Annotated in this window: 23 protein-coding genes; 19 read left to right on the forward strand and 4 right to left on the reverse strand. The window is 54.1% G+C overall.

The genetic code is table 11. The features are described from left to right. Position 1: 1 nt before the first annotated feature. The 3 genes from ftsE to rpoH all read left to right on the forward strand — a co-directional run bounded on the left by ftsE (position 2) and on the right by rpoH (position 2,731). Positions 2-670, forward strand: a complete 669-nt coding sequence (gene ftsE, locus DFO57_RS19770; protein ID WP_013027561.1) for a cell division ATP-binding protein FtsE — start codon at positions 2-4, stop codon at positions 668-670. After that, positions 660-1,643: a permease-like cell division protein FtsX gene (ftsX, locus tag DFO57_RS19775; RefSeq protein ID WP_022622526.1), complete on the forward strand. Its 984-nt coding sequence runs from the start codon at positions 660-662 to the stop codon at positions 1,641-1,643. The genes ftsE and ftsX overlap by 11 nt, the downstream gene beginning before the upstream one ends. Before the next feature lie 230 nt (positions 1,644-1,873). Next, the gene (gene rpoH / locus DFO57_RS19780) at positions 1,874-2,731 is read left to right on the forward strand and encodes an RNA polymerase sigma factor RpoH (protein WP_013027559.1); all 858 of its coding nucleotides are present in this window, start codon (positions 1,874-1,876) and stop codon (positions 2,729-2,731) included. 45 nt (positions 2,732-2,776) lie between these two features. Here the strand turns inward: rpoH and panM are convergent, their stop codons facing one another. Next, entirely contained in the window at positions 2,777-3,163 is a 387-nt protein-coding gene (panM, locus tag DFO57_RS19785) for an aspartate 1-decarboxylase autocleavage activator PanM (RefSeq protein WP_014604831.1), read from the reverse strand. A 402-nt stretch (positions 3,164-3,565) separates the two neighbouring features. Here panM and DFO57_RS19795 point away from each other — a divergent pair, with 402 nt between their 5' ends. The 10 genes from DFO57_RS19795 to ugpQ all read left to right on the forward strand — a co-directional run bounded on the left by DFO57_RS19795 (position 3,566) and on the right by ugpQ (position 13,687). Beyond that, on the forward strand, positions 3,566-4,690 hold the full coding sequence (locus tag DFO57_RS19795; RefSeq protein ID WP_013027557.1) for a branched-chain amino acid ABC transporter substrate-binding protein: 1,125 nt from the start codon (positions 3,566-3,568) through the stop codon (positions 4,688-4,690). 137 nt (positions 4,691-4,827) lie between these two features. Further along, on the forward strand, positions 4,828-5,754 hold the full coding sequence (gene livH, locus DFO57_RS19800) for a high-affinity branched-chain amino acid ABC transporter permease LivH (RefSeq protein WP_014594805.1): 927 nt from the start codon (positions 4,828-4,830) through the stop codon (positions 5,752-5,754). After that, the gene (locus DFO57_RS19805) at positions 5,751-7,022 is read left to right on the forward strand and encodes a high-affinity branched-chain amino acid ABC transporter permease LivM (RefSeq protein WP_013027555.1); all 1,272 of its coding nucleotides are present in this window, start codon (positions 5,751-5,753) and stop codon (positions 7,020-7,022) included. Before livH ends, DFO57_RS19805 begins: the two co-directional genes overlap by 4 nt. Further along, positions 7,019-7,786, forward strand: coding sequence for a high-affinity branched-chain amino acid ABC transporter ATP-binding protein LivG (gene livG / locus DFO57_RS19810; protein ID WP_013027554.1), 768 nt, complete (start codon positions 7,019-7,021; stop codon positions 7,784-7,786). The genes DFO57_RS19805 and livG overlap by 4 nt, the downstream gene beginning before the upstream one ends. Position 7,787: 1 nt before the next feature. Next, complete coding sequence (gene livF / locus DFO57_RS19815) at positions 7,788-8,495, forward strand: high-affinity branched-chain amino acid ABC transporter ATP-binding protein LivF (protein ID WP_013027553.1); 708 nt, start codon at positions 7,788-7,790, stop codon at positions 8,493-8,495. A 274-nt stretch (positions 8,496-8,769) separates the two neighbouring features. Next, the gene (gene ugpB, locus DFO57_RS19820; RefSeq protein ID WP_013027552.1) at positions 8,770-10,086 is read left to right on the forward strand and encodes a sn-glycerol-3-phosphate ABC transporter substrate-binding protein UgpB; all 1,317 of its coding nucleotides are present in this window, start codon (positions 8,770-8,772) and stop codon (positions 10,084-10,086) included. A gap of 55 nt (positions 10,087-10,141) precedes the next feature. Then, a complete protein-coding gene (ugpA, locus tag DFO57_RS19825; RefSeq protein WP_014594803.1) occupies positions 10,142-11,029 on the forward strand; it encodes a sn-glycerol-3-phosphate ABC transporter permease UgpA in 888 nt (295 codons plus the stop codon). Next, positions 11,026-11,871: a sn-glycerol-3-phosphate ABC transporter permease UgpE gene (gene ugpE, locus DFO57_RS19830; protein ID WP_013027550.1), complete on the forward strand. Its 846-nt coding sequence runs from the start codon at positions 11,026-11,028 to the stop codon at positions 11,869-11,871. Before ugpA ends, ugpE begins: the two co-directional genes overlap by 4 nt. A gap of 2 nt (positions 11,872-11,873) precedes the next feature. Further along, a complete protein-coding gene (locus tag DFO57_RS19835; RefSeq protein ID WP_029569238.1) occupies positions 11,874-12,947 on the forward strand; it encodes a sn-glycerol-3-phosphate import ATP-binding protein UgpC in 1,074 nt (357 codons plus the stop codon). Then, complete coding sequence (gene ugpQ / locus DFO57_RS19840) at positions 12,944-13,687, forward strand: glycerophosphodiester phosphodiesterase (RefSeq protein WP_014604832.1); 744 nt, start codon at positions 12,944-12,946, stop codon at positions 13,685-13,687. Before DFO57_RS19835 ends, ugpQ begins: the two co-directional genes overlap by 4 nt. On the opposite strand, the gene DFO57_RS19845 is transcribed toward ugpQ, so the two are convergent. Beyond that, the gene (locus DFO57_RS19845) at positions 13,684-13,971 is read right to left on the reverse strand and encodes a DUF2756 domain-containing protein (protein WP_014604833.1); all 288 of its coding nucleotides are present in this window, start codon (positions 13,969-13,971) and stop codon (positions 13,684-13,686) included. The genes ugpQ and DFO57_RS19845 overlap by 4 nt on opposite strands. A gap of 203 nt (positions 13,972-14,174) precedes the next feature. Here DFO57_RS19845 and ggt point away from each other — a divergent pair, with 203 nt between their 5' ends. Next, positions 14,175-15,926 (forward strand): gamma-glutamyltransferase, encoded by a 1,752-nt coding sequence (gene ggt, locus DFO57_RS19850; RefSeq protein WP_014604834.1) that lies wholly within the window; start codon positions 14,175-14,177, stop codon positions 15,924-15,926. A gap of 33 nt (positions 15,927-15,959) precedes the next feature. On the opposite strand, the gene DFO57_RS19855 is transcribed toward ggt, so the two are convergent. Then, positions 15,960-16,454, reverse strand: coding sequence for a GNAT family N-acetyltransferase (locus DFO57_RS19855; RefSeq protein ID WP_014604835.1), 495 nt, complete (start codon positions 16,452-16,454; stop codon positions 15,960-15,962). Positions 16,455-16,817: 363 nt separating this feature from the next. On the opposite strand from DFO57_RS19855, the gene DFO57_RS19865 reads away from it, so the two are divergent. The 4 genes from DFO57_RS19865 (at position 16,818) to gntU (ending at position 20,630) form a co-directional block, all read left to right on the forward strand. Further along, positions 16,818-17,513 carry a pirin family protein gene (locus DFO57_RS19865; protein ID WP_014594800.1) on the forward strand — a complete coding sequence of 232 codons (696 nt, stop codon included), beginning with the start codon at positions 16,818-16,820 and terminating at the stop codon, positions 17,511-17,513. Positions 17,514-17,612: 99 nt separating this feature from the next. Then, entirely contained in the window at positions 17,613-18,608 is a 996-nt protein-coding gene (gntR, locus tag DFO57_RS19870) for a gluconate operon transcriptional repressor GntR (protein WP_013027543.1), read from the forward strand. A 141-nt stretch (positions 18,609-18,749) separates the two neighbouring features. Continuing rightward, complete coding sequence (gntK, locus tag DFO57_RS19875) at positions 18,750-19,286, forward strand: gluconokinase (RefSeq protein WP_078829321.1); 537 nt, start codon at positions 18,750-18,752, stop codon at positions 19,284-19,286. A 3-nt stretch (positions 19,287-19,289) separates the two neighbouring features. Continuing rightward, positions 19,290-20,630 carry a gluconate transporter gene (gene gntU / locus DFO57_RS19880; protein WP_013027541.1) on the forward strand — a complete coding sequence of 447 codons (1,341 nt, stop codon included), beginning with the start codon at positions 19,290-19,292 and terminating at the stop codon, positions 20,628-20,630. A gap of 44 nt (positions 20,631-20,674) precedes the next feature. Here the strand turns inward: gntU and DFO57_RS19885 are convergent, their stop codons facing one another. Further along, positions 20,675-21,268: a YhgN family NAAT transporter gene (locus DFO57_RS19885; protein ID WP_006121032.1), complete on the reverse strand. Its 594-nt coding sequence runs from the start codon at positions 21,266-21,268 to the stop codon at positions 20,675-20,677. A 219-nt stretch (positions 21,269-21,487) separates the two neighbouring features. On the opposite strand from DFO57_RS19885, the gene asd reads away from it, so the two are divergent. Then, positions 21,488-22,597: an aspartate-semialdehyde dehydrogenase gene (gene asd / locus DFO57_RS19890; RefSeq protein WP_013027540.1), complete on the forward strand. Its 1,110-nt coding sequence runs from the start codon at positions 21,488-21,490 to the stop codon at positions 22,595-22,597. Positions 22,598-23,388 lie beyond the last annotated feature (791 nt).

A 23,388-nucleotide genomic window follows, 5' to 3' on the forward strand; every position in this document is an offset into this window, starting at 1 on the left:
GATGATTCGCTTTGAAGAGGTCAGTAAGGCATATCTCGGCGGACGTCAGGCGCTGCAGGGCGTAGATTTTCATCTACGTCCCGGTGAAATGGCGTTTCTGACCGGCCATTCTGGCGCAGGGAAAAGTACCTTGCTGAAGCTTATTTGTGGCATTGAGCGTCCCAGCGCCGGACAAATCTGGTTTAGCGGGCATGATATTTCACGCCTGCGTAACAGCGAGGTGCCGTTTCTGCGCCGTCAGATTGGTATGATCTTTCAGGATCACCACCTGCTGATGGATCGTTCTGTCTATGACAACGTGGCCATTCCGCTGATCATCTCCGGTGCCAGCGGGGAAGATATCCGGCGGCGTGTTTCAGCCGCGCTAGATAAAGTGGGCCTGCTCGACAAAGCGAAAAGTTATCCTATTCAACTTTCCGGTGGTGAACAGCAGCGCGTGGGTATTGCACGCGCCGTGGTGAATAAACCGGCGGTGCTGTTGGCTGATGAACCAACCGGTAACCTGGATGAGGCGCTGTCTGAAGACATCCTGCGCCTGTTTGAAGAGTTTAACCGCGTTGGGGTGACGGTCCTGATGGCGACACACGATGTGGGGCTAATCGGTCGCCGAAATTATCGGGTGATGACGCTAAATAAAGGACGCCTGCACGGAGGCCACGATGGTCAATAAACGCAACAAACGCGCGCCCGCGCCGAAGGCGAAGCAACCGTCGAAAAGCAAAGCGTTACGCGGCGGCTGGCAGGAGCAGTGGCGCTATGCGCTGCGCGGTACGTTGTCTGACATGTGGCGTCAGCCGTTAGCGACGTTGCTGACGGTGATGGTTATCGCGATCTCTTTGACGTTGCCCAGCGTGTGTTACATGGTGTGGAAAAACGTTAGCCAGGCCGCCACTCAGTGGTATCCCGCGCCGCAGCTGACGGTCTATCTCTCCAAAACGCTGGATGATGCCGCCGCCGAAAATGTGACGACTCAGCTGAAGCAGGTCGATGGCGTGGACCACGTTAACTACCTTACGCGCGAAGAAGCCCTGAACGAATTCCGTAACTGGTCAGGCTTTGGCGGCGCGATGGATATGCTGGAGCAGAATCCTCTCCCGGCCGTGGTCATTATTACGCCTAAACTTACCTTCCAGAATTCCGACACGCTACAAACTCTGCGCGACAGGGTGGCGAAAGTGCAGGGCGTTGACGAAGTGCGCATGGATGACAGTTGGTTTGCTCGTCTTGCGGCGCTGACCGGGCTGGTGGGGCAGATTGCCTCCATGATCGGTATCTTAATGATCGTGGCGGTGTTCCTGGTGATTGGTAACAGCGTCAGGCTGAGCATTTTTGCCCGGCGCGATACCATCAACGTGCAGAAGTTGATCGGGGCGACCGACGGGTTTATTCTGCGTCCGTTCCTGTATGGCGGTGCGTTGTTAGGTTTCTCTGGTGCCGTGTTATCGCTGCTTCTTTCCGAAGTGCTGGTCCTGCGTTTGCAGTCCGTGGTGGCCCATGTTGCCTCGGTGTTTGGCACGACCTTCTCGCTGGAAGGGTTCTCCTGGGATGAGGCACTGTTGCTGCTGCTGATCGCGGCGATTATTGGATGGGTTGCGGCCTGGCTGGCTACGGTACAACATTTACGCCGATTTACGCCGCAGTAAACCTCTGCAACATTTTTTTGTTATAATCATCCTCTGCTGCCGACAATGGGTGCAGAGGATATTGCCCCGCTGTCATCTGTGTGTAAAATATTCACTGCTAAAATTGAACTTGTGGATAACTTTGTTTTCCAAGTAGCACAGATTGCTTTTGGTTTTCCTGCGACGTTGACATAATGTGACGTGCGCTTAAGGAAAGATGCGGCAATTCCACTGATTTTGTGAGGGTTTGAATGACCAAAGAAATGCAAACTTTAGCTATTGCTCCTCTGGGCAACCTGGAATCTTACGTTCGGGCTGCCAACACCTGGCCGATGCTGTCGGCAGAAGAGGAAAAGGCGTTGGCTGAACGGCTGCATTACCAGGGCGATCTGGATGCGGCTAAGACGCTGATCCTGTCTCACCTACGCTTTGTTGTTCATATCGCTCGTAACTACTCAGGTTACGGCCTGCCTCAGGCTGACCTGATTCAGGAAGGTAACATCGGCTTGATGAAAGCCGTTCGTCGCTTTAATCCTGAAGTTGGCGTCCGTCTGGTATCCTTTGCCGTACACTGGATTAAAGCGGAAATTCACGAATATGTGCTGCGTAACTGGCGTATCGTGAAAGTGGCGACCACGAAGGCACAGCGCAAGCTGTTCTTTAACCTGCGTAAAACCAAGCAGCGCCTGGGCTGGTTTAATCAGGACGAAGTAGAAATGGTCGCGCGCGAGTTGGGCGTGAGCAGCAAAGATGTGCGGGAAATGGAATCGCGCATGGCCGCTCAGGATATGACCTTCGATATGTCCGCTGATGACGAAAGCGGTGAAGGTAAATCCATGGCGCCGGTGCTGTATCTCCAGGATAAAACCTCTGATTTTGCCGACGGTATCGAAGAGGATAACTGGGAGTCACATGCAGCCGACAAGCTGACGTACGCAATGGAAGGCCTGGACGAGCGCAGCCAGCATATCATTCGCGCCCGCTGGCTGGATGAGGACAACAAAACTACCCTGCAGGAACTGGCCGATCGTTATGGCGTTTCCGCAGAGCGCGTCCGACAGCTTGAAAAGAACGCGATGAAGAAACTCCGAATGGCTATCGAAGCCTGACGAGACAGGGCGACTTCAGGTCGCCCTTTTTTATTGTCTGTTTTTTTATTTTACCCAGCCGTCAACCTGGGCGCGAAAACCACAGGCCTGCATAAACGCCGCCCGAATACGTTGATCGTCACTGCCGTCATCGGCAATCCACCAGTCGTTTAACGATGGATTCTGCTTCATCGTCTCTTCCAGCAAATACTGTCCTACGCCACGTCGCCGGGTAACATCTCTTACAGCCAAATGATGCACTTTGCCGTGAATACCTGAAATTTCAAGTTGTAATGCAGCCAGTAGACGATCGTTGAAGCGCGCCGCATAAAGACGATGGCTTTCATTCAACGCTGTCTCCAGCTTTTCTATATCGATCTCAGGCCAGATTTTCCCCAGATCTATCCGGTCCTGTAGCGTCAACGAGGTGAGACGCAAAATGGTGAGCTTCATAATAAACACCTGTGCGTGTAAAAGTCGTTAGTGTAGTCAATTCCCGTTACCGGAACCCTGGCACATTTTAGGCAATAAAACAGGTCAAAACAGCGACAGAGTGCCAGGATAATAGCTATAAACATGATATCCGCTTTTAAAGGCAGCATAACGCGCTGGCCTGGTGAGTAAAAGCCACGCATTGGCTCCAGAGGATTATGCTGCTTTTGGCTGCGAATCATGAATATGTCAGTTGCTTTACAGAATATACTTCCTGTTTAATAGACTGAAATATAAAGCCTTATTATTAATAAAAGCCAGAAAAGCGTGCTAACTCATTATTGTTAAATCAGTTTTCCACTTTATCTGGCAGAAAATAAAACCACTCACAACAAACACGACACAACTGATGGGGTAGTTCGCATGAAAATGACAGGTCGCGCGTTACTGGCTGGATGCGTTGCATTGGCGATGAGCCATGCGGCAATGGCGAAAGAGATTAAAATAGCTATCGTAGGCGCCGCTACTGGCCCAGTCGCGCAATACGGTGATATGGAATTTACCGGTGCTGCACAGGCGATTAAAGATATTAATGCCAAAGGCGGCGTGAACGGCGACAAACTGGTCGGTGTGGAATATGACGACGCCTGCGACCCAAAACAAGCGGTTGCGGTGGCGAACAAGGTGATCAACGACGGCATTAAGTATGTTATCGGCCACCTGTGCTCCTCCTCAACTCAGCCCGCTTCAGATATCTACAACGACGAAGGCGTGCTGATGATTACCCCCGCGGCCACGGCACCTGAACTCACGGCACGTGGCTATGCAGATGTGATGCGCACCACCGGTCTGGATTCTGACCAGGGCCCAACGGCGGCGAACTACATTCTGGATGTGATCAAACCTAAACGTATCGCTGTGGTGCATGACAAACAGCAGTACGGCCAGGGCCTCGCGGAATCCGTACAAAAAACCCTGAAGGCCAAAGGCGGCAACGTGGTGATGTTCGAAGGTATCACCGCGGGCGATAAAGATTTCTCTACGCTGGTTGCGCGTCTGAAGAAAGAGAACGTGGATTTCGTGTACTACGGTGGTTACTACCCGGAGCTGGGCCAGATTCTGCGCCAGGCGAAAGCGGCAGGCCTGAAAGCCGGCTTTATGGGACCAGAAGGTGTGGGTAACGCCTCGCTGTCTAACATCGCAGGCGACGCTTCTGAAGGGCTGTATGTAACCTTACCAAAACGTTACGACCAGCTGCCGCAGAACAAGGCGATTGTTGAAGCCATTAAAGCGAATACCGCGTCTAACCGCAAAGATCCAACCGGCCCCTTTGTCTGGACAACCTACGCGGCGATTCAGTCTCTGGTAACTGGTATTGAACGCAGTAAGAGCGATGAGCCAGATGCGATTGCGAAGAACCTGAAAACCGGCGCGCCTGTGCCGACAGTGATGGGTGACCTGAGCTGGGATCAGAAAGGCGATCTGAAAGGCTTCGAGTTTGGTGTCTTCAAATGGCACAAAGACGGTTCATCCACCGCGGTTAAATAAGGTCATGACGCTTCCCTGCAGCCTTTGCTCGGGGAAGCAGGCCAAAGCGATGCGCCCTGTGGGGCAATGCTTTCGCCTTGCTAACCCTCTCCTGCTGGCAGGAGAGGGGTTTTCTGGTTTCTGAGTAGGTCCTCATTATGTCCGAGCAGTTTCTCTATTTCATTCAGCAGATGTTCAACGGGGTCACCCTCGGGAGCACCTACGCGCTGATCGCCATTGGCTACACCATGGTTTACGGCATTATCGGCATGATCAACTTCGCCCACGGCGAGGTCTATATGATCGGCAGCTATGTCTCTTTTATGGTGATTGCTGCCCTGATGATGATGGGCATTGATACCTCATGGCTCATGATCGCCGCCGGCTTTGTGATGGCAGTGATTATTTCCAGCGCCTATGGCTGGAGCATTGAGCGCGTGGCTTACCGGCCGGTTCGCTCTTCCAAGCGCCTGATTGCGCTGATCTCCGCCATCGGAATGTCCATCTTCCTGCAAAACTACGTCAGCCTCACCCAGGGCTCGCGCGATCTTGCGTTGCCGAGCTTAATTACCGGCCAGTGGACGCTGGGAGAAAGCAATGGTTTCGCGGCCACGCTGTCGACGATGCAGCTGGTGATCTGGGTGGTGACGTTCCTGACCATGCTGGCGCTGACCCTGTTTATTCGCTATTCCCGCATGGGCCGCGCCTGCCGAGCCTGTGCTGAAGACCTGAAAATGGCCAGCCTGCTGGGCATTAATACGGATCGCGTCATTTCGCTGACCTTCGTGATTGGTGCCGCGATGGCGGCGGTGGCCGGCGTGCTGTTAGGCCAGTTTTATGGCTCCATCAACCCCTTTATCGGCTTCATGGCGGGCATGAAAGCCTTTACCGCAGCGGTGCTGGGCGGCATTGGCAGTATTCCCGGCGCGATGATTGGCGGTCTGGTGCTGGGCATTGCTGAAGCCCTGACCTCGGCCTATCTCTCCACGGAATATAAAGATGTGGTGTCGTTTGCCTTACTGATCGTGGTGCTGCTGGTGATGCCGACCGGCATTCTGGGCCGTCCGGAGGTAGAGAAAGTATGAAACGCCTTGGTCTGGTCAATGCGCTGATCTCTACGGTCATGTTGCTGGTTCTGGCCGCGTTCTTTATGGGAATGCGCCTCGATCTGAATGGTACGAAGCTACAGGTGGTCAATGCCGGTAGCGTGCGCTGGAACTGGATATTTATCGGTTGTGCGGTGGTGTTTCTGTTCCAGCTGCTGCGTCCGCTGCTTCAGGGCAAGCTGAAGCGCAGCAGTGGCGGTCTGGTGCTGCCTGGGTTTGATGGTTCCACGCCGAAGCAAAAACTCGTCATGGCGTTAATGATCGCTGCTGCCGTTATCTGGCCTTTTCTGGTCTCGCGCGGCAGCGTTGATATTGCGACGCTCACGCTCATCTACATCATGCTGGGCCTCGGGCTGAACGTGGTGGTTGGGCTATCGGGGCTGCTGGTTCTGGGCTATGGCGGCTTCTATGCCATCGGTGCCTATACCTTTGCTTTGCTCAATCATTACTATGGTTTCGGTTTCTGGCAGAGCCTGCCGCTGGCCGGATTAGTGGCCGCGGCCTTTGGCCTGCTGCTGGGGTTCCCGGTATTGCGGCTGCGCGGCGATTATCTGGCTATCGTGACGCTGGGCTTCGGCGAAATCGTCCGTATTCTGCTGCTTAACAATACCGCGATTACAGGGGGACCGAACGGTATTGCCCAGATTCCCAAACCCACTTTCTTCGGCCTGGAGTTCGGCCGCCGCGTCAGTGAAGGGGGATGGGGCACGTTTCACGAGGTCTTTGGCATGAAGTACGATCCCAGCGACAGGGTGATTTTCCTGTATCTGGTGGCGTTACTGTTAGTGGTGTTGACGCTGTTTGTGATTAACCGTCTGCTGCGTATGCCGCTTGGACGGGCCTGGGAAGCACTGCGTGAAGATGAGATTGCCTGTCGCTCGCTGGGCTTAAGCCCGACCCGTATCAAGCTGACTGCCTTTACTATCAGTGCGGCTTTTGCGGGGTTTGCCGGTACGCTGTTTGCCGCCCGCCAGGGATTTGTCAGTCCCGAATCCTTTACCTTCGTTGAATCCGCGTTTGTGCTGGCCATCGTGGTTCTGGGCGGAATGGGATCGCAGTTTGCGGTGATTCTGGCCGCCATTCTGCTGGTGGTGTCGCGTGAACTGATGCGCGACCTCAATGAGTACAGCATGCTGGTCCTCGGTGGGTTGATGGTGCTGATGATGATCTGGCGGCCGCAGGGTTTATTGCCGATGAAGCGTCCACACCTGAAACTCAGGCAGGGTAAACAAGGAGAGCAGGCATGAGTCAGCCTTTATTAGCCGTTGAAGGCCTGATGATGCGCTTCGGCGGTCTGTTAGCCGTAAACAACGTCAAACTGGAACTGCGTCCACAGGAAATCGTGTCGCTTATCGGTCCGAACGGAGCAGGCAAAACCACCGTGTTCAACTGTCTGACAGGTTTCTACAAGCCAACAGGCGGCAGCATTACCTTGCGTGACAAGAATCTGGCCGGTTTATCCGGGCAGAAGATCGCGCGCATGGGGATTGTCCGTACCTTTCAGCATGTGCGCCTGTTCCGCGAAATGACGGTGATAGAAAACCTGCTGGTCGCGCAGCATCAACATCTGAAAAGCGGGGTCTTTTCCGGCCTGATTAAAACGCCCGCCTTTCGCCGCAGTGAAGGCGAGGCGCTGGATCGTGCCGCCACCTGGCTCGAACGCGTCGGGTTGCTGGACATGGCCAACCGCCAGGCCGGTAATCTGGCCTACGGTCAGCAGCGCCGCCTGGAGATCGCCCGCTGCATGGTGACGCGTCCGGAGATTTTAATGCTGGATGAACCGGCCGCCGGGCTTAATCCCAAAGAAACGCACGAGCTTGATGAATTGATTGCCGAGTTACGTGGCGAACATAAGGTTTCCGTTTTATTGATTGAGCACGACATGAAACTGGTCATGGGCATTTCCGATCGTATCTATGTGGTTAATCAGGGAACGCCGCTGGCTAACGGCACGCCGGAAGAGATTCGTAACAATCCGGACGTGATCCGTGCCTATTTAGGAGAGGCGTAATATGGCCATGTTAACCATTGATAACGTCAGTGCGCATTACGGCAAAATTCAGGCCCTGCATGGCGTAAGCCTGCATATCGATCAGGGTGAGATCGTCACGCTGATTGGTGCCAACGGTGCCGGTAAAACCACGCTGCTGGGTACGCTGTGCGGCGAACCGCGCGCCACCAGCGGCACCATTACTTTTGATGGCAAAGCTATTACCGACTGGCAAACGGCGCGCATTATGCGTGAAGCCATTGCCATCGTGCCTGAAGGTCGTCGCGTATTTTCACGTATGACCGTGGAAGAGAATCTGGCGATGGGCGGTTTTTTTGCCAGTCGTCAGCAGTATCTGCAGCGCATCGAACGTGTTTACCAGCTGTTCCCGCGTCTGGCTGAGCGTAAAATTCAGCGGGCAGGCACGATGTCCGGTGGCGAACAGCAGATGCTGGCTATCGGCCGGGCACTGATGAGCCAGCCGCGCCTGTTGTTACTCGATGAGCCTTCTCTGGGCCTGGCGCCGATTATTATTCAGCAAATATTCGATACGATTGAACAGTTACGCAGCGAAGGCATGACGATTTTCCTGGTCGAGCAAAACGCGAACCAGGCACTGAAACTGGCCGACAGGGGCTACGTACTGGAAAACGGTCACGTGGTGCTGGAGGACAGCGGTGAGGCATTGCTTTCTAACGAGGCCGTGCGCAGCGCGTATCTGGGCGCCTAGCTTTCTGGCCTGACGTTCCTGTCAGGCCAGGATCCGGCAGCGCCCCTCCTCTTAAAGGTGTGGGCGCTGTTTCTCAGCGCTGCCTTAGCTGCATTCTTCTGCACTCGCTTGTCGTCATCATGCATTAATCCCGCTTATCGCCGTCATCTTCTGACATTCTGTCGTCATTTTTCCGTCATCTGACTGTTATTTTTCCGTCATTTCCGCGTGTCATGTTACTTCGCGAGCAAAAAATGCGTGATAACGCGCGTACCTACCTGAACAGGAAAATTCTATGTCCGTTGTTACTTTTCGTCGTAGCCTGATGAGCGCACTGCTCGGTCTGGCGATCAGTGGTAATGCACTGGCCGTAACTGAGATCCCTTTCTGGCACTCAATGGAAGGCGAGTTAGGCAAAGAAGTTGACTCACTGGCACAACGTTTTAACCAGGAGCACCCCGACTACAAGATCGTCCCGGTGTATAAAGGGAACTACGAACAGAGTCTGGCGGCAGGTATCGCTGCGGTCCGCACAGGAAAAGCCCCTGCGCTGTTACAGGTTTATGAAGTGGGTACGGCAACCATGATGGCCTCCAAAGCCATCGTGCCGGTGTACCAGGTGTTTAAAGATGCTGGCATCCCAATGGATGAGAAGCAGTTTGTGCCTGCGGTCGCCGGTTACTACAGCAACGCACAAGGCCAGCTGATCTCTCAACCCTTTAACAGCTCTACGCCCGTGCTGTACTACAACAAAGACGCGTTTAAAAAAGCGGGCCTGAATCCGGACCAGCCGCCAAAAACCTGGCAGGAACTGGCAAAGGATGCCGACGCGCTGCGTAAGTCAGGCATGAGCTGCGGCTATGCCAGCGGCTGGCAGGGATGGATCCAGATTGAAAACTTCAGTGCCTGGAACGGTCTGCCGGTGGCGACCAAGAACAATGGTTTCGACGGCACTGATGCCGTGCTGGAGTTCAACAAGCCGGCACAGGTTCGTCATATCCAGCTACTGGAAGATATGAACAAGAAAGGTGACTTCACCTATTTTGGTCGTAAAGATGAATCGACCGCCAAGTTCTACAACGGGGATTGTGGTATGACGACGGCCTCATCCGGCTCGCTGGCCGACATCCGTCATTATGCCAAATTCAACTACGGCGTAGGCATGATGCCTTACGATGCGGATATCCCGAATGCGCCACAGAACGCGATTATCGGCGGTGCCAGCCTGTGGGTGATGAAGGGCAAAGATGCTAACACCTACAAAGGTGCAGCGGAATTCATGAAATTCCTCACCGAGCCAAAAATTGCGGCGGAATGGCATCAGAAAACCGGCTACCTGCCGATTACCACTGCGGCATATGAGCTGACGAAGAAAGAAGGCTTCTACGATAAAAACCCAGGCGCGGATATCGCCATTCGCCAGATGATGAACAAGCCACCATTGCCTTACACCAAAGGCATGCGTCTGGGGAATATGCCTCAGATCCGTACCATTCTGGATGAAGAGCTGGAAGGCGTCTGGACCGGCAAGCAGTCACCGCAGGCGGCACTGGATAACGCAGTGAAACGCGGTAACGAACTGCTGCGTCGTTTCGAGCAACAGAACAAGTAATCCGGTGTGCAGGCCAGCTCCAGCTGGCCTTATTTCCCCAAAGTCAGAGAACGTTATGTCTCCATCTCGCCCGGTGTTTCGCAATCGCCTGTTACCCTATTTGCTGGTGCTCCCGCAGCTCCTGATCACCGCTATTTTCTTTGTCTGGCCAGCGGGTGAAGCGCTGTGGTATTCCCTGCAAAACCTGGATCCCTTCGGTATCTCCAGCACCTTTGTTGGGCTGGATAACTTCAAACGGCTGTTTTCCGATAGCCTCTATCTGGATACCTTCTGGACCACGATCAAGTTCAGCGGGATGGTGGCGTTTTTTGGCATGGTATCGTCTTTGCTCCTGGCGGCACTGGTGGACTATGTCGTGCGGCTGCGCAAGCTGTATCAGATGCTGCTGCTGTTGCCCTACGCCGTGGCGCCGGTTATTGCCGCGGTATTATGGATGTTTCTGTTCAGCCCCGGCCTGGGTTTACTCAGCTATCTGCTTAACCACATGGGCTATAACTGGAACTTTGCCCAAAACAGCGGTCAGGCTATGTTTCTGGTGGTGCTGGCCTCGGTGTGGCAACAGATGAGCTACAACTTCCTGTTCTTTTTTGCGGCATTACAGTCGATACCGAAGTCGCTGGTTGAAGCCGCCGCCATTGATGGCGCGGGGCCGGTGCGCCGCTTCTTCTCGATTTCGCTCCCGTTGATCACGCCGGTAAGCTTCTTTCTGCTGGTGGTCAATCTGATCTATGCCTTCTTCGATACCTTCCCGGTGATTGATGCCGCGACAGGCGGTGGTCCGGTTCAGGCAACGACCACGCTTATCTATAAAATTTACCGGGAAGGCTTCACTGGCCTCGATCTCTCCTCTTCAGCCGCGCAGTCCGTGGTGTTAATGCTGCTGGTGATTGGCCTGACGGTCATTCAGTTCCGTTTTGTTGAGCGTAAGGTGCAATACCAATGATTGAAAACCGTCGCGGGCTGGACATATTCAGCCATGTGGTGCTGGTACTGGGCATCCTGACCATTCTGTTTCCGCTCTATGTCGCCTTTGTGGCGGCTACGCTGGATAACGACGCCGTGTATAACGTCCCGATGACGCTGATTCCCGGCACGCACCTGTGGGAAAACATTTCGAACATCTGGACGCGCGGGGTTAACGGCAACGGTCCGGCCTTTAGCGTGATGCTGATGAACAGCGTCATCATGGCGCTGGGTATTACGATTGGCAAAATCCTGGTGTCGATTCTGTCGGCCTTTGCGCTGGTGTGGTTTCGTTTTCCACTGCGTTCGCTGTTCTTTTGGATGATCTTTATTACCCTGATGCTGCCGGTTGAGGTGCGCATTTTCCCGACGGTGCAGGTTATCGCCGATCTTAATCTGCTGGACAGCTACAGCGGGCTGACCCTGCCCCTGATGGCCTCGGCTACCGCCACTTTTCTGTTTCGGCAGTTCTTTATGTCGCTACCGGATGAGTTAATCGAAGCGGCGCGCATTGACGGGGCCAGCGCGATGCGTTTTTTCTGGGACATCGTGCTGCCGCTGTCAAAAACTAACCTGGCGGCGCTGTTCGTGATCACCTTTATCTATGGCTGGAACCAGTATCTCTGGCCGCTGTTAATCATTGATAACGCCAACTTGGGCACTGCCGTGGCTGGCATTAAAAGCATGATCTCCACCAGCGGTTCGCCGACCCAGTGGAACGAAGTGATGGCGGCAATGTTGTTAACCCTGATTCCACCGGTGGTGGTGGTATTTGTTATGCAGCGCGCCTTTGTGCGTGGTCTGGTTGAGAGCGAGAAATAAAGATGGCAGGCGTAACCCTTCAGGCGGTGACCAAGTCTTACGACGGTAAAAATCAGATCATCCAACCGCTCAACGTCACGATCAACGACGGCGAGTTTATGGTGATGGTGGGCCCTTCGGGCTGTGGCAAATCGACGCTGTTGCGTATGGTCGCCGGACTGGAGCGGGTGAGCTCTGGCGATATCTATATTGCCGATAAACGTGTCACTCACGAAGAGCCAAAAGACCGCGGCATTGCCATGGTGTTTCAAAACTATGCGCTCTATCCTCATATGTCCGTCGAAGAGAACATGGCTTACGGCCTGAAAATCCGCGGCATGAGTAAAGAACATGTTCGTCAACGTGTGCTGGAAGCCGCACGGAGCCTGGAGCTGGATCACCTGCTGACGCGCCGTCCGCGTGAGTTATCGGGTGGGCAGCGCCAGCGCGTGGCCATGGGCCGCGCTATCGTGCGTGAGCCTGCCGTGTTTCTGTTTGATGAGCCCCTCTCTAATCTGGATGCCCGCCTGCGTGTCCAGATGCGCCTGGAGCTTCAGCAGCTGCACCGTCGTCTGCAAACCACCAGCCTGTACGTGACGCACGATCAGGTCGAGGCGATGACGCTGGCACAGCGCGTCATGGTCATGAACAAAGGCATACTGGAGCAGATCGGCACGCCGGTAGAGGTCTATGAACGGCCCGCTAGCCAGTTTGTCGCGTCTTTTATGGGCTCACCGGCCATGAATCTGATCCATGGCAATATCAGCCAGGAGGGGACGCGCTTTACGATTGATGCCTCCCACGGGATAGCCATTGGCGAGGGAAAAGCGAAGTGGGCCAACCGTCCCGTCGTCCTTGGCGTACGACCAGAACATATTCAGATCAGCAGCCAGGCGCAGGGCGGAATTCCGTTCCGGGTGGAAACCCTGGAAATGCTCGGGGCGGATAATCTGGCGCATGGCCGCATCGGTGAGGCACGTTTAGTGGTACGCTTGCCCCACAGCGAGCGCCCTGAAGCAGGCAGTACCTTATGGCTGCATCTGCCCGTGGGGTCGCTACATTTCTTCGATTCAACGCACGGGAAACGTCTGGAATGAGCAAAAAACAGTGGCCTTATCCGCCCATCGTCGCCCATCGGGGCGGAGGAAAGCTGGCACCGGAAAATACACTTGCGGCAATTGATACGGGCGCCAGATATGGTCACCTGATGATTGAATTCGACGCCAAACTGTCGGCCGATGCGCATATTTTCCTGCTGCATGACGATACGTTAGATCGTACCAGCAACGGCTGGGGCGTAGCGGGTGAACTGCCCTGGGACAAGCTGTCGCAGCTGGATGCGGGCGGCTGGTTTAGCGATGTGTTTCAGGGGGAAAAGCTGGCCCGGCTGGATGAGGTCGCCGAGCGCTGTCGCCAGCATGGCATGATGGCCAATATCGAAATTAAACCTACAACAGGAACGGATGCAGAAACCGGGCGCGCCATTGCCCAGGCAGCCGCCGCGCTGTGGCAGGGACAAACGCTGCCATTGCTGTCATCATTTTCCTTTAAGGCGCTGGAAGCCGCGATGCAGGCTGAACCTCAGCTACCGCGTGGGCTGTTATCCCATAGCTGGGACACCGCGTGGAAAGCGAAAACCCGCGCGCTCGACTGCACCTCCATTCATCTCAATCATAAGGTGTTAACCGAGGCGCGGGTGGCAGAACTGAAAGAGGCCGATCTGCATATTCTGGTTTATACCGTAAACAGCCCTGACCGGGCCAGAACGCTGTTGAAATGGGGCGTTGATGCCATCTGTACGGACAGCATCGACATCATCGGCCCCGATTTCCGCTAATACTGACTCTGTTGATTCTGCTGCTGGCCCGGCTGCGATTTAATCACTCGCTGCTGGGCACTGTCTCGTTGTTCCTGCAGTTTACGCTGTAAATCCTGATTCTGACGCTGCTGATCCTGTTGCAGTTTGTTCTGTTGTTGCTGCGACTGGTTGAGCATCTGCGTTTGCATGCGCTGCTGGCTAGGGTTATAGCCGGGTTGATTAGGATTGTTGGTGTTATTCAGCATGTTCGCCATGCCGCTTAACGGCAGCAGGGCGGCAAAAACCATAAGCCACTTTTTCATTTTTATCCTCCATTAAACGACCGGGTGCTGTGTGTGCGTGCCCAAATCGGGTCACGAGGTCGTTATCGTCATTCTATGCACGGGTTCAGATTCCTGCTCCAGGAGTGCACTGAATTTGCGTTAATTCTTGATATTCGACTGTGTTTGTAGTCAGTTACATAAAGAATAAAGAAATGTAAATAAAAGTGGAGAGTGGAAACAACATGATGATGCAAGGCAAACTGCGCCAGCTGGGCTGGTCATTATTGATGAGTTTTACTGTTGTGACCGGGGCGGGTGCCGCGCCGGTTCAGGCACCGCCCGTCTCTTATGGTATCGACAGCGATACGTTTCATCCGGTTAAGGCGCATAACGGTATGGTGGCCTCAGTGGATGCGCTGGCAACCCAGGTCGGCGTTGATATCCTGCGCCAGGGCGGTAACGCCGTGGATGCCGCCGTTGCGGTGGGCTTTGCGCTGGCGGTCACGCATCCGCAGGCGGGCAACCTGGGCGGTGGGGGCTTTATGCTGCTGCGCACGGCATCAGGACAGACCACGGCCATCGATTTCCGTGAAATGGCCCCGGCGGCGGCTTCACGCGATATGTTCCTGGATAAGCAGGGAAATGCCGATAGCAAGCTTTCCCTCACTTCGCACCTGGCCTCAGGTACGCCCGGCACCGTGGCGGGTTTTGCTTTAGCCGTCAATAAATATGGCACGCTGCCGCTCAGCAAGCTGCTGGCGCCTGCTATTAAACTGGCGCGTGACGGTTTTGTCGTCAACGATGCGCTGGCGGATGACCTGAAAACCTACGGTAAGGAAGTGCTGATCACGCATCCCAATAGCAAAGCCATTTTCTATAAGCCCGATGGCACGCCGTGGCAGAAGGGCGACCGTCTGGTGCAAAAAAATCTGGCCCACAGCTTACAGCTGATTGCGCAGCAAGGCCCGGATGCCTTCTATAAAGGGAAAATTGCCGATCAAATCGCTGCCGAAATGGCCCAGCATGGCGGGTTAATTAATAAAGCCGATTTAGCAGCCTATCATGCGGTTGAACGTAAGCCCGTCAGCGGCACCTATCGTGGTTATGAGGTGTTTTCCATGCCACCGCCTTCATCGGGCGGCATTCATATCGTGCAGATCCTGAATATCCTGGAAAATTTTGATTTGGGCAAAATGGGCTTCGGCAGCGCGGACGCGATGCAGGTCATGGCGGAAGCGGAGAAGTATGCTTACGCGGACCGTTCCGAATATCTGGGCGATCCGGATTTCGTTAAGGTGCCCTGGCAGGCGCTGACCAGCAAAGCCTATGCGAAGTCACTGGCGCAGCAGATTGATATTGCCAAAGCCCGCCCGTCCAGCGAGATCAAGCCGGGTAAACTGGCCCCTTACGAAAGTAATCAAACTACTCACTTCTCCGTGGTGGACAAAAGTGGCAATGCGGTCGCTGTCACCTACACGCTTAACACCTACTTCGGCAGCGGTATCGTCGCCGGTAACAGCGGCATTCTGATGAATAACCAGATGGATGATTTCTCTGCCAAGCCGGGCACGCCGAATGTTTACGGGTTAGTCGGCGGCGAAGCCAATGCCGTGCAGGCCGGGAAGCGTCCGCTGTCTTCGATGTCACCGACTATCGTGGTGAAAGACGGCAAGACCTGGCTGGTAACGGGTAGCCCGGGCGGCAGCCGCATTATCACCACGGTATTGCAGATGGTGGTGAACAGTATTGATTACGGGATGAACGTGGCAGAGGCGACCAACGCGCCGCGCTTCCATCATCAGTGGCTGCCCGATCAGCTGCGTGTTGAAAAGGGATTCAGTCCGGATACCTTGCGGTTACTGGAGGCCAAAGGCCAGCATGTGAAAGTGCTGCCGTCGATGGGCAGTACCCAAAGTATTATGATTGGGCCTGACGGTACGCTGTATGGCGCGTCCGATCCACGCACCGTAGATGACCTGAGCGCAGGTTACTGATGAAAACGGGCAGCCCTTTGGCTGCCCGTAATCTTATGTTTTCAGCCTCGCCATATAATGTGTATCGATCAAGGCACCCTCACGCATGGCGAAGCCTTGCGCGGTGCCTTCAATTCGGAAGCCGAACTTGTGATACAGCGCTATCGCGTTGTCATTGTCGGCAAACACCGTGAGTTCAATGCGCGTAACCTGTAGCCAGTTGTCGCAGAGATCGATCATCGCGGCCATCAGGGCGCTGCCAATCCCGCGACGATGAAACGCCGGATCGACGCCCATCCCCAGGCTGGCACAATGCCGTCGCCGTGCGGCCGTCATTCCCTCAAGCGTAAGTTGCCCAACGACCTGCTCACCGAGACAGGCAACGAGCATATAAACGCCCGCGCGCGGGTTGGCGAGTTTCTGCTCCCACAGCGAGGGGGAAGGATAAGGCAGGTGCAGGGTAGCCGCCTGCGTTTCGGGCTGGCTGTAAAGACGCGTTAATGCGGATGCGTCAGAAGGGATAGCATGACGAATGGTTACCGTGTTCATAGCGCTTATCCTTGTTGGCAGGGTGATAACCCTTTCAACTTCAAGGTATTTACGCATGACGTCAATAAAAGAATGTGCAAAAAGACTTTACAGATGCGAATGATAATGATTATTATTGTCATGCTTTCTCGCGTGTCATCGACACGGTAGAACGCACGACATTGCTCACATTGCTTCCAGTATTATTTAGCCAGCCGGGTGCTGGCTTTTTTTTTGCTACCTCTTCCCGCCAGGCCTCCTTCAGCCCCTTTCAACAACCCGTGATTTAATGTTCATAATTTTTGAACAGAGAGGTGAAGTTTTTCAGCTATCAATCTTTTACGCCGGATACCACACTATAAAAAACAGTGAGGAGATTTGAACATGATCTATTTACGTAAAGCTGAAGAACGCGGTCACGCGAATCACGGTTGGCTGGACAGCTGGCATACCTTTTCCTTTGCCAACTATTACGATGCCAATTTTATGGGCTTTTCGGCGTTACGCGTCATTAACGAAGACGTGATCGATCCGGGTCAGGGCTTTGGTACGCATCCCCATAAAGACATGGAAATTCTGACCTATGTGCTGTCAGGTACCGTTGAACATCAGGACAGCATGGGGAATAAAGAACAGATACCGGCAGGCGAATTCCAGATTATGAGTGCCGGTACGGGCGTGCGTCATTCAGAATATAACGCCAGCCAAACCGAACCCCTGCACCTCTACCAAATCTGGATTATTCCAGAAAGTACAGGGATAGAGCCGCGCTACGCTCAGCGCCGTTTTCCCGACGTACAGGGACGCCAGTATATTCTGACGCCTGATGCCCGTGACGGATCGCTCAAAGTCTGGCAGGACATGACGTTGTCGCGCTGGGTATTTGCGGCGGGCGACAGCGACAGCGTGGTACCCGACGCGGGCCGCCGTATCTGGATCCAGGTGGTGAAGGGCCAGGTCAAGGTAAACGGTCAGCCAGCGACAAACAGCGATGCTTTTGCCATCTGGGACGAAAGCAGCCTGGTGCTCGAAGCAGACAGCGCCGCGGAAGTCCTGCTGTTTGATCTGCCGCCGGTATAAGCCTGTTGGGGCGGGCATATCTCGCCCCACTGGCAATCTGGCTGCAAAAAAGTGATAGACTCGTCGTAACTTGCTTTCAGGGCTATCCAGGCGCTTACGATGAAGAAGAAAAGACCGGTTTTACAGGACGTTGCCGATCGTATCGGTATCACCAAAATGACTGTCAGTCGTTATCTGCGTAATCCCGAGCAGGTGTCCGTTGCGCTGGGGAAAAAGATTGCCGTGGCGCTGGACGAACTGGGATACATACCGAATCGTGCCCCGGATATGCTGTCGAATGCGACCAGCCGCGCCATTGGCGTGTTGCTGCCTTCCCTGACCAATCAGGTTTTTGCCGACGTACTGCGTGGCATTGAAGCCGTCACCGATGAGGCCGGTTATCAGACGCTGGTGGCGCACTTTGGCTATAACCCGGAAAAAGAAGAGCGTCAGCTACGGTCGTTGCTGGGCTGGAACATCGACGGCGTTATCCTGACGGAACGCACCCACACGCCCGGCACGTTGCGCATGCTGGAAGTGGCGGGGATTCCGGTCATTGAAATGATGGACAGCGTTACCCCTTGTCTTGATATGGCGGTCGGCTTTGACAATGTCGAGGCGGCCCGGCAGATGACGCTGGCCATCATCAATAAAGGTCATCGGCACACCGTTTATCTGGGCGCGCGTCTGGATGAGCGAACGCTGCAAAAACAGCGCGGTTATGAAGCCGCCATGCGCGAGGCCGGATTAACTCCGCGCAGCGTGATGATGGAAGAAGCCTCCTCGTTTAGCGCAGGCGGCGATCTGCTGCGTGAAGCGCAGCGCCGTTATCCTCAGACAGACAGCCTGTTCTGTACCAATGACGATCTGGCGGTCGGCGCGATGTTTGAGTGTCAGCGACAGGGACTCAAGGTGCCTTCCCAAATGGCGATTGCCGGTTTCCACGGCCATGATATTAGCCAGGTTGTCACGCCGCAGCTGGCAACGGTACTCACCCCGCGCGACCGAATGGGACGTGAGTCTGCTGCATTATTACTGGCGCGTATCGCCGGGGAACACAGCGTTACACCACCGCTGGATATCGGTTTTGAGATTCTGGAAGGTGGCAGTATCTGATTAACGCGATTTTATGAAGCAGCTCACACTTTAACGCTTTGGGATGTAAAAAGGTTGCCAGCATGGAATGCCACCAGGACAATGTGCTCCACCATTGTTATCGGTAACATGGCAGACTGACTGAACTTGCCGGAGTAAAAAATGACCACGCAATCTTCGCCACATCACGTTTTTATTCTGATGGGTGTTTCAGGCAGCGGTAAATCCGTTGTCGCTAACCAGGTTTCTCACCAGTTGAACACCGCGTTTCTCGACGGTGATTTTCTTCATCCGCGTGCCAATATCCTGAAAATGGCAGAAGGCCATCCACTGGATGATAACGATCGTCTGCCCTGGTTACAGGCTCTGAACGACGCGGCTTTCGCGATGCAACGCACCCAGGCCATTTCCATCATCGTCTGTTCAGCCCTGAAAAAGCATTACCGCGATATTCTTCGTCAGGGCAATGACAACCTGCGTTTTGTGTATCTGAAAGGGAATTTCGATACCATCGAAGCCCGTCTGAAGGCGCGTAAAGGCCACTTCTTCAAGCCGCAAATGCTGGTGACGCAGTTTGCCACCCTGGAAGAGCCGGGCAGTGATGAAAAAGATGTGCTGGTCGTGGATATCGCGAACCCGCTGGATGAGGTTGTGGCGGCGACGGTTGCGACCATCAAGGACGCCATTAATCAAGGCTAGGCCATGAATACCGCAACACTTATTTTAACCGCAGCAGGCTCTGTCCTGCTGCTGCTCTTTCTGGTGATGAAAGCCCGCATGCATGCCTTTCTTGCCTTGATGCTGGTTTCAGTCGGGGCCGGGCTGTTATCCGGTATGCCACTGGATAACATCGCCGAAACCATGCAGAAAGGCATGGGCGGCACGCTGGGCTTTCTGGCAATTGTGGTGGCGCTGGGCGCGATGTTCGGCAAGATCCTGCATGAAACCGGTGCCGTTGACCAAATTGCGATTCGCATGCTCAAGACCTTTGGCGAAAACCGCGCCCACTTTGCCATGGGAATCGCCGGGCTAATCTGCGCCTTACCGCTCTTCTTTGAAGTTGCCGTGGTACTGCTTATCAGCATTGCTTTCGCCGTCGCCCGACGCACGGGGGATAATCTGGTGAAGCTGGTGATACCGCTGTTTGCCGGAGTGGCGGCCGCCGCGGCCTTTCTGCTGCCGGGGCCTGCGCCCATGTTGCTGGCGTCTCAGATGCATGCAGATTTTGGCTGGATGATTTTAATCGGCCTGTGCGCTGCGCTGCCGGGCATGCTGATTGCCGGGCCGCTGTTTGGTAATTTTATCGCCAGACGCGTTTCGTTCAGCGCGCCTCCTGAAGATCATCAGCCGGATATTGATGAAAACAAGCTGCCCTCTTTTGGTTTTAGCCTGGCGTTAATCCTGTTTCCTCTCGTGCTGGTCGGGTTAAAAACCATTGGCGCACGCTTCACCACGGAAGGCACCGCGCTTTATCAATGGCTGGAATTTATCGGCCATCCTTTTATCGCCATTCTGCTGGCCTGCCTGGTGGCTATTTACGGCCTGGCTTATCGTCAGGGCATGGAAAAAGAGAAAGTGATGCAGATCTGCGGCAGCGCACTGCAGCCAGCGGGCATTATTTTGCTGGTGATTGGTGCGGGCGGCGTCTTTAAACAGGTACTGGTCGATTCCGGCGTAGGGCCTGTGTTGGGAAATGCCCTGACCGGTGCCGGGCTGCCCGTTGCGCTGGCCTGTTTTATTCTGTCTGGGGCGGTCCGGGTGATTCAGGGATCGGCCACGGTCGCCTGTTTGACGACAGTGGGACTGATCATGCCTGTGATTGAGCCACTGCATTATAACGGCGCGCAGCTGGCGGCCTTGTCCATCTGTATCGGTGGCGGTTCCATTATTATCAGCCATGTTAACGATGCAGGTTTCTGGTTGTTTGGGCGATTTACCGGCGCCACGGAAGGGGAAACCTTAAAGACGTGGACATTGATGGAGACCATTTTGGGCACCGTCGGTGCCGTAGTCGGCATGATCGCCTTTACGCTGCTTTCCTGATGCGTTGTAACCGGGCAGGGCTGCCCGGTTACAATCGACCATGGTTACAACTTCAGATACACGCGAATCCCGTCTAAGAACATCTGCGTTGCCAGCATAATCAGTATCAATCCCATCAGACGTTCCAGCGCATTAACGCCCTTATCGCCCAGCAGCCGAAGAAACAGGCCTGACAACAGCAGAATCATGACCGTTACGCCCCAGGCAATGAGCAGGGCACCCACCAGATGCGACATTTGATTGGGATACTGATGCGACAGCAGCATCAGGGTCGCCAGCAATGACGGCCCGGCCACCAGGGGAATCGCCAGCGGCACCAGAAAAGGCTCTTCTCCCGCCGGTAAGCCCGTGCTACTGCTTTCAGGTGACGGGAAAATCATTTTGATGGCGATTAAAAACAGGATGACGCCACCAGATATGGACACGGTTTCGGTACGCAGGTTGAGAAAGGCCAGAATTCGCTCGCCGGTAAACAAAAACAGCAACATGATGATGAGCGCAATCAGCATTTCACGAATAAGCACGACTCGCCGACGTTTCGGTTCCAGATGCTTTAAAACCGACATAAAAATCGGCAAATTGCCTAAGGGATCCATTATTAACAACAATAATATTGTTGCCGAGATCATTTCAGTCATTCGTTTTACGTCTTCTCGTTATAGATAAAGTCAGGTTATTAGCGGTGTTGCTGAAAAAGTTGGCCTGATTACATTAATTCACTTGCCAGAAAAGCTGCATTTTGTAGAGTAAATCATCACAGGCAGATCTGATTATTACGCAGAGTGGCGTGAGAGTACCACGACACTTTTCCCTTCGATAAGAAAGTCAGGTGTTTATCATCCTGAAACGGACATGACATGAAGAATGTAGGTTTAGTTGGTTGGCGCGGTATGGTTGGCTCAGTGCTGATGTCCCGCATGAGCGAAGAACGGGATTTTGATGTGATCAATCCGGTCTTCTTCTCCACCTCGCAGCACGGTGAAGCGGCCCCGACGTTTGCAGGCAAGCAGCAGGGTACGTTGCAGGATGCCTTTGATATTGAGGCGTTGAACGCGCTGGATATCATTATCACCTGTCAGGGTGGTGACTACACCTCTGAGATCTATCCAAAACTGCGCGCCAGCGGCTGGAATGGCTACTGGATCGATGCGGCGTCAACGCTGCGTATGAAAGACGATGCCATCATTATTCTCGATCCGGTTAACCATCAGGTTATTCGTCAGGGCATCGACAGCGGCGTAAAAACCTTTGTTGGCGGTAACTGCACCGTCAGCCTGATGTTAATGTCGCTAGGCGGTCTGTTTGCACAGGATTTGGTGGAATGGGCCTCAGTGGCAACCTATCAGGCTGCATCCGGCGGCGGCGCGCGTCATATGCGCGAACTGCTGACGCAGATGGGCATGTTGCACGATCACGTGGCGACTTCTCTGCAAAACCCGGCTTCGGCGATTCTGGATATTGAGCGAAGCGTAACGGATTTCACCCGCTCTGGTACGCTGCCAACGGATAACTTTGGCGTGCCGTTGGCGGGCAGCCTGATTCCGTGGATCGACAAGCAACTCGAAAACGGTCAGAGCCGCGAAGAGTGGAAAGGTCAGGCCGAAACTAACAAAATTCTGGCGACCCCGCGCGTCATTCCGGTTGACGGGCTGTGCGTCCGCGTGGGCGCGCTGCGCTGCCACAGCCAGGCCTTTACGCTTAAGCTTAAAAAAGACCTGCCGCTTGCGGAAATTGAGCAACTGCTGGCTTCCCACAATGAATGGGTGAAAGTGGTGCCTAACGATCGTGAACTCACCCTGCGTGAACTCACCCCAGCCGCCGTGACCGGTACGCTGAATACACCGGTAGGACGTCTCCGCAAGTTGAATATGGGGCCAGAATATCTTTCTGCCTTTACTGTCGGCGATCAGCTCCTTTGGGGCGCTGCCGAGCCGCTGCGTCGCATGTTGCGTTTGCTCATCGACTAAATCTGAAAGCATCAAAAGACCGGACTTGTCCGGTCTTATTCCCACAATTCACTGCAAATTGTTCTACTGTTACGATCGCTAAGTGATCCGCTTCCCCTTTTTGCCTGTCCAGAAATAAATTTTTGCTTATCTGCTCTTATAACCGCTGTCATCAAGCTATGATTTAACAAGGGTGCGCCGCGAGTTAACTGTTTTACTTTATTAACTAAATGGTTGTTGTAGATGGGAAAGACATTTTTTCGAGGAACGTACTGGCACTGTTTTTCACCGATGTCCATCCAACCGATGAGGCGGATAAATCATATCTGACTGGCAGCGCTTAACCCGCGATGCTGGCGGCTTCGCTCTGCGTTAAAACCCGGCTGCGCCTGAGATACGCGGTGCAGCAGCGGGGCGGTAAAACGTCCTCCTCCCGGCCGGTCTTTCCGAAAAAAAGAACGGCTTAAGCGGAATGGCGGGCTCTTAGCGAAAAGTGGCCGGTTTTTATTAAATAAGATGAAACGCGAATCTGTTATACATTAATATAATTTAATTTTTTGCGGGGCGGTTCGCAAAAATAAAAGGCGGGTGTTCTCTCTTAAAAACGGCCTTACATCAGATGATGTAGGTGATGACTGCCTTTTTTAGCCAGGGCCGGCTTGCACGTGAAAGTAAAAGTTATTTAATGTCTGGAGGCTTGCCGGATGGGCATCTGGCGGTACTACGGGCTTTGCATTGAGCAGACAGGCTTGATGCTAACTGGTTGTGATTTAAGGAGGCGCGTGGTGAGGAGCGTTTCGTTTTGACACCCA

The sequence above is a fragment of the Pantoea sp. AG702 genome (genome assembly GCF_003182295.1).
Lineage (GTDB): Bacteria > Pseudomonadota > Gammaproteobacteria > Enterobacterales > Enterobacteriaceae > Pantoea > Pantoea ananatis.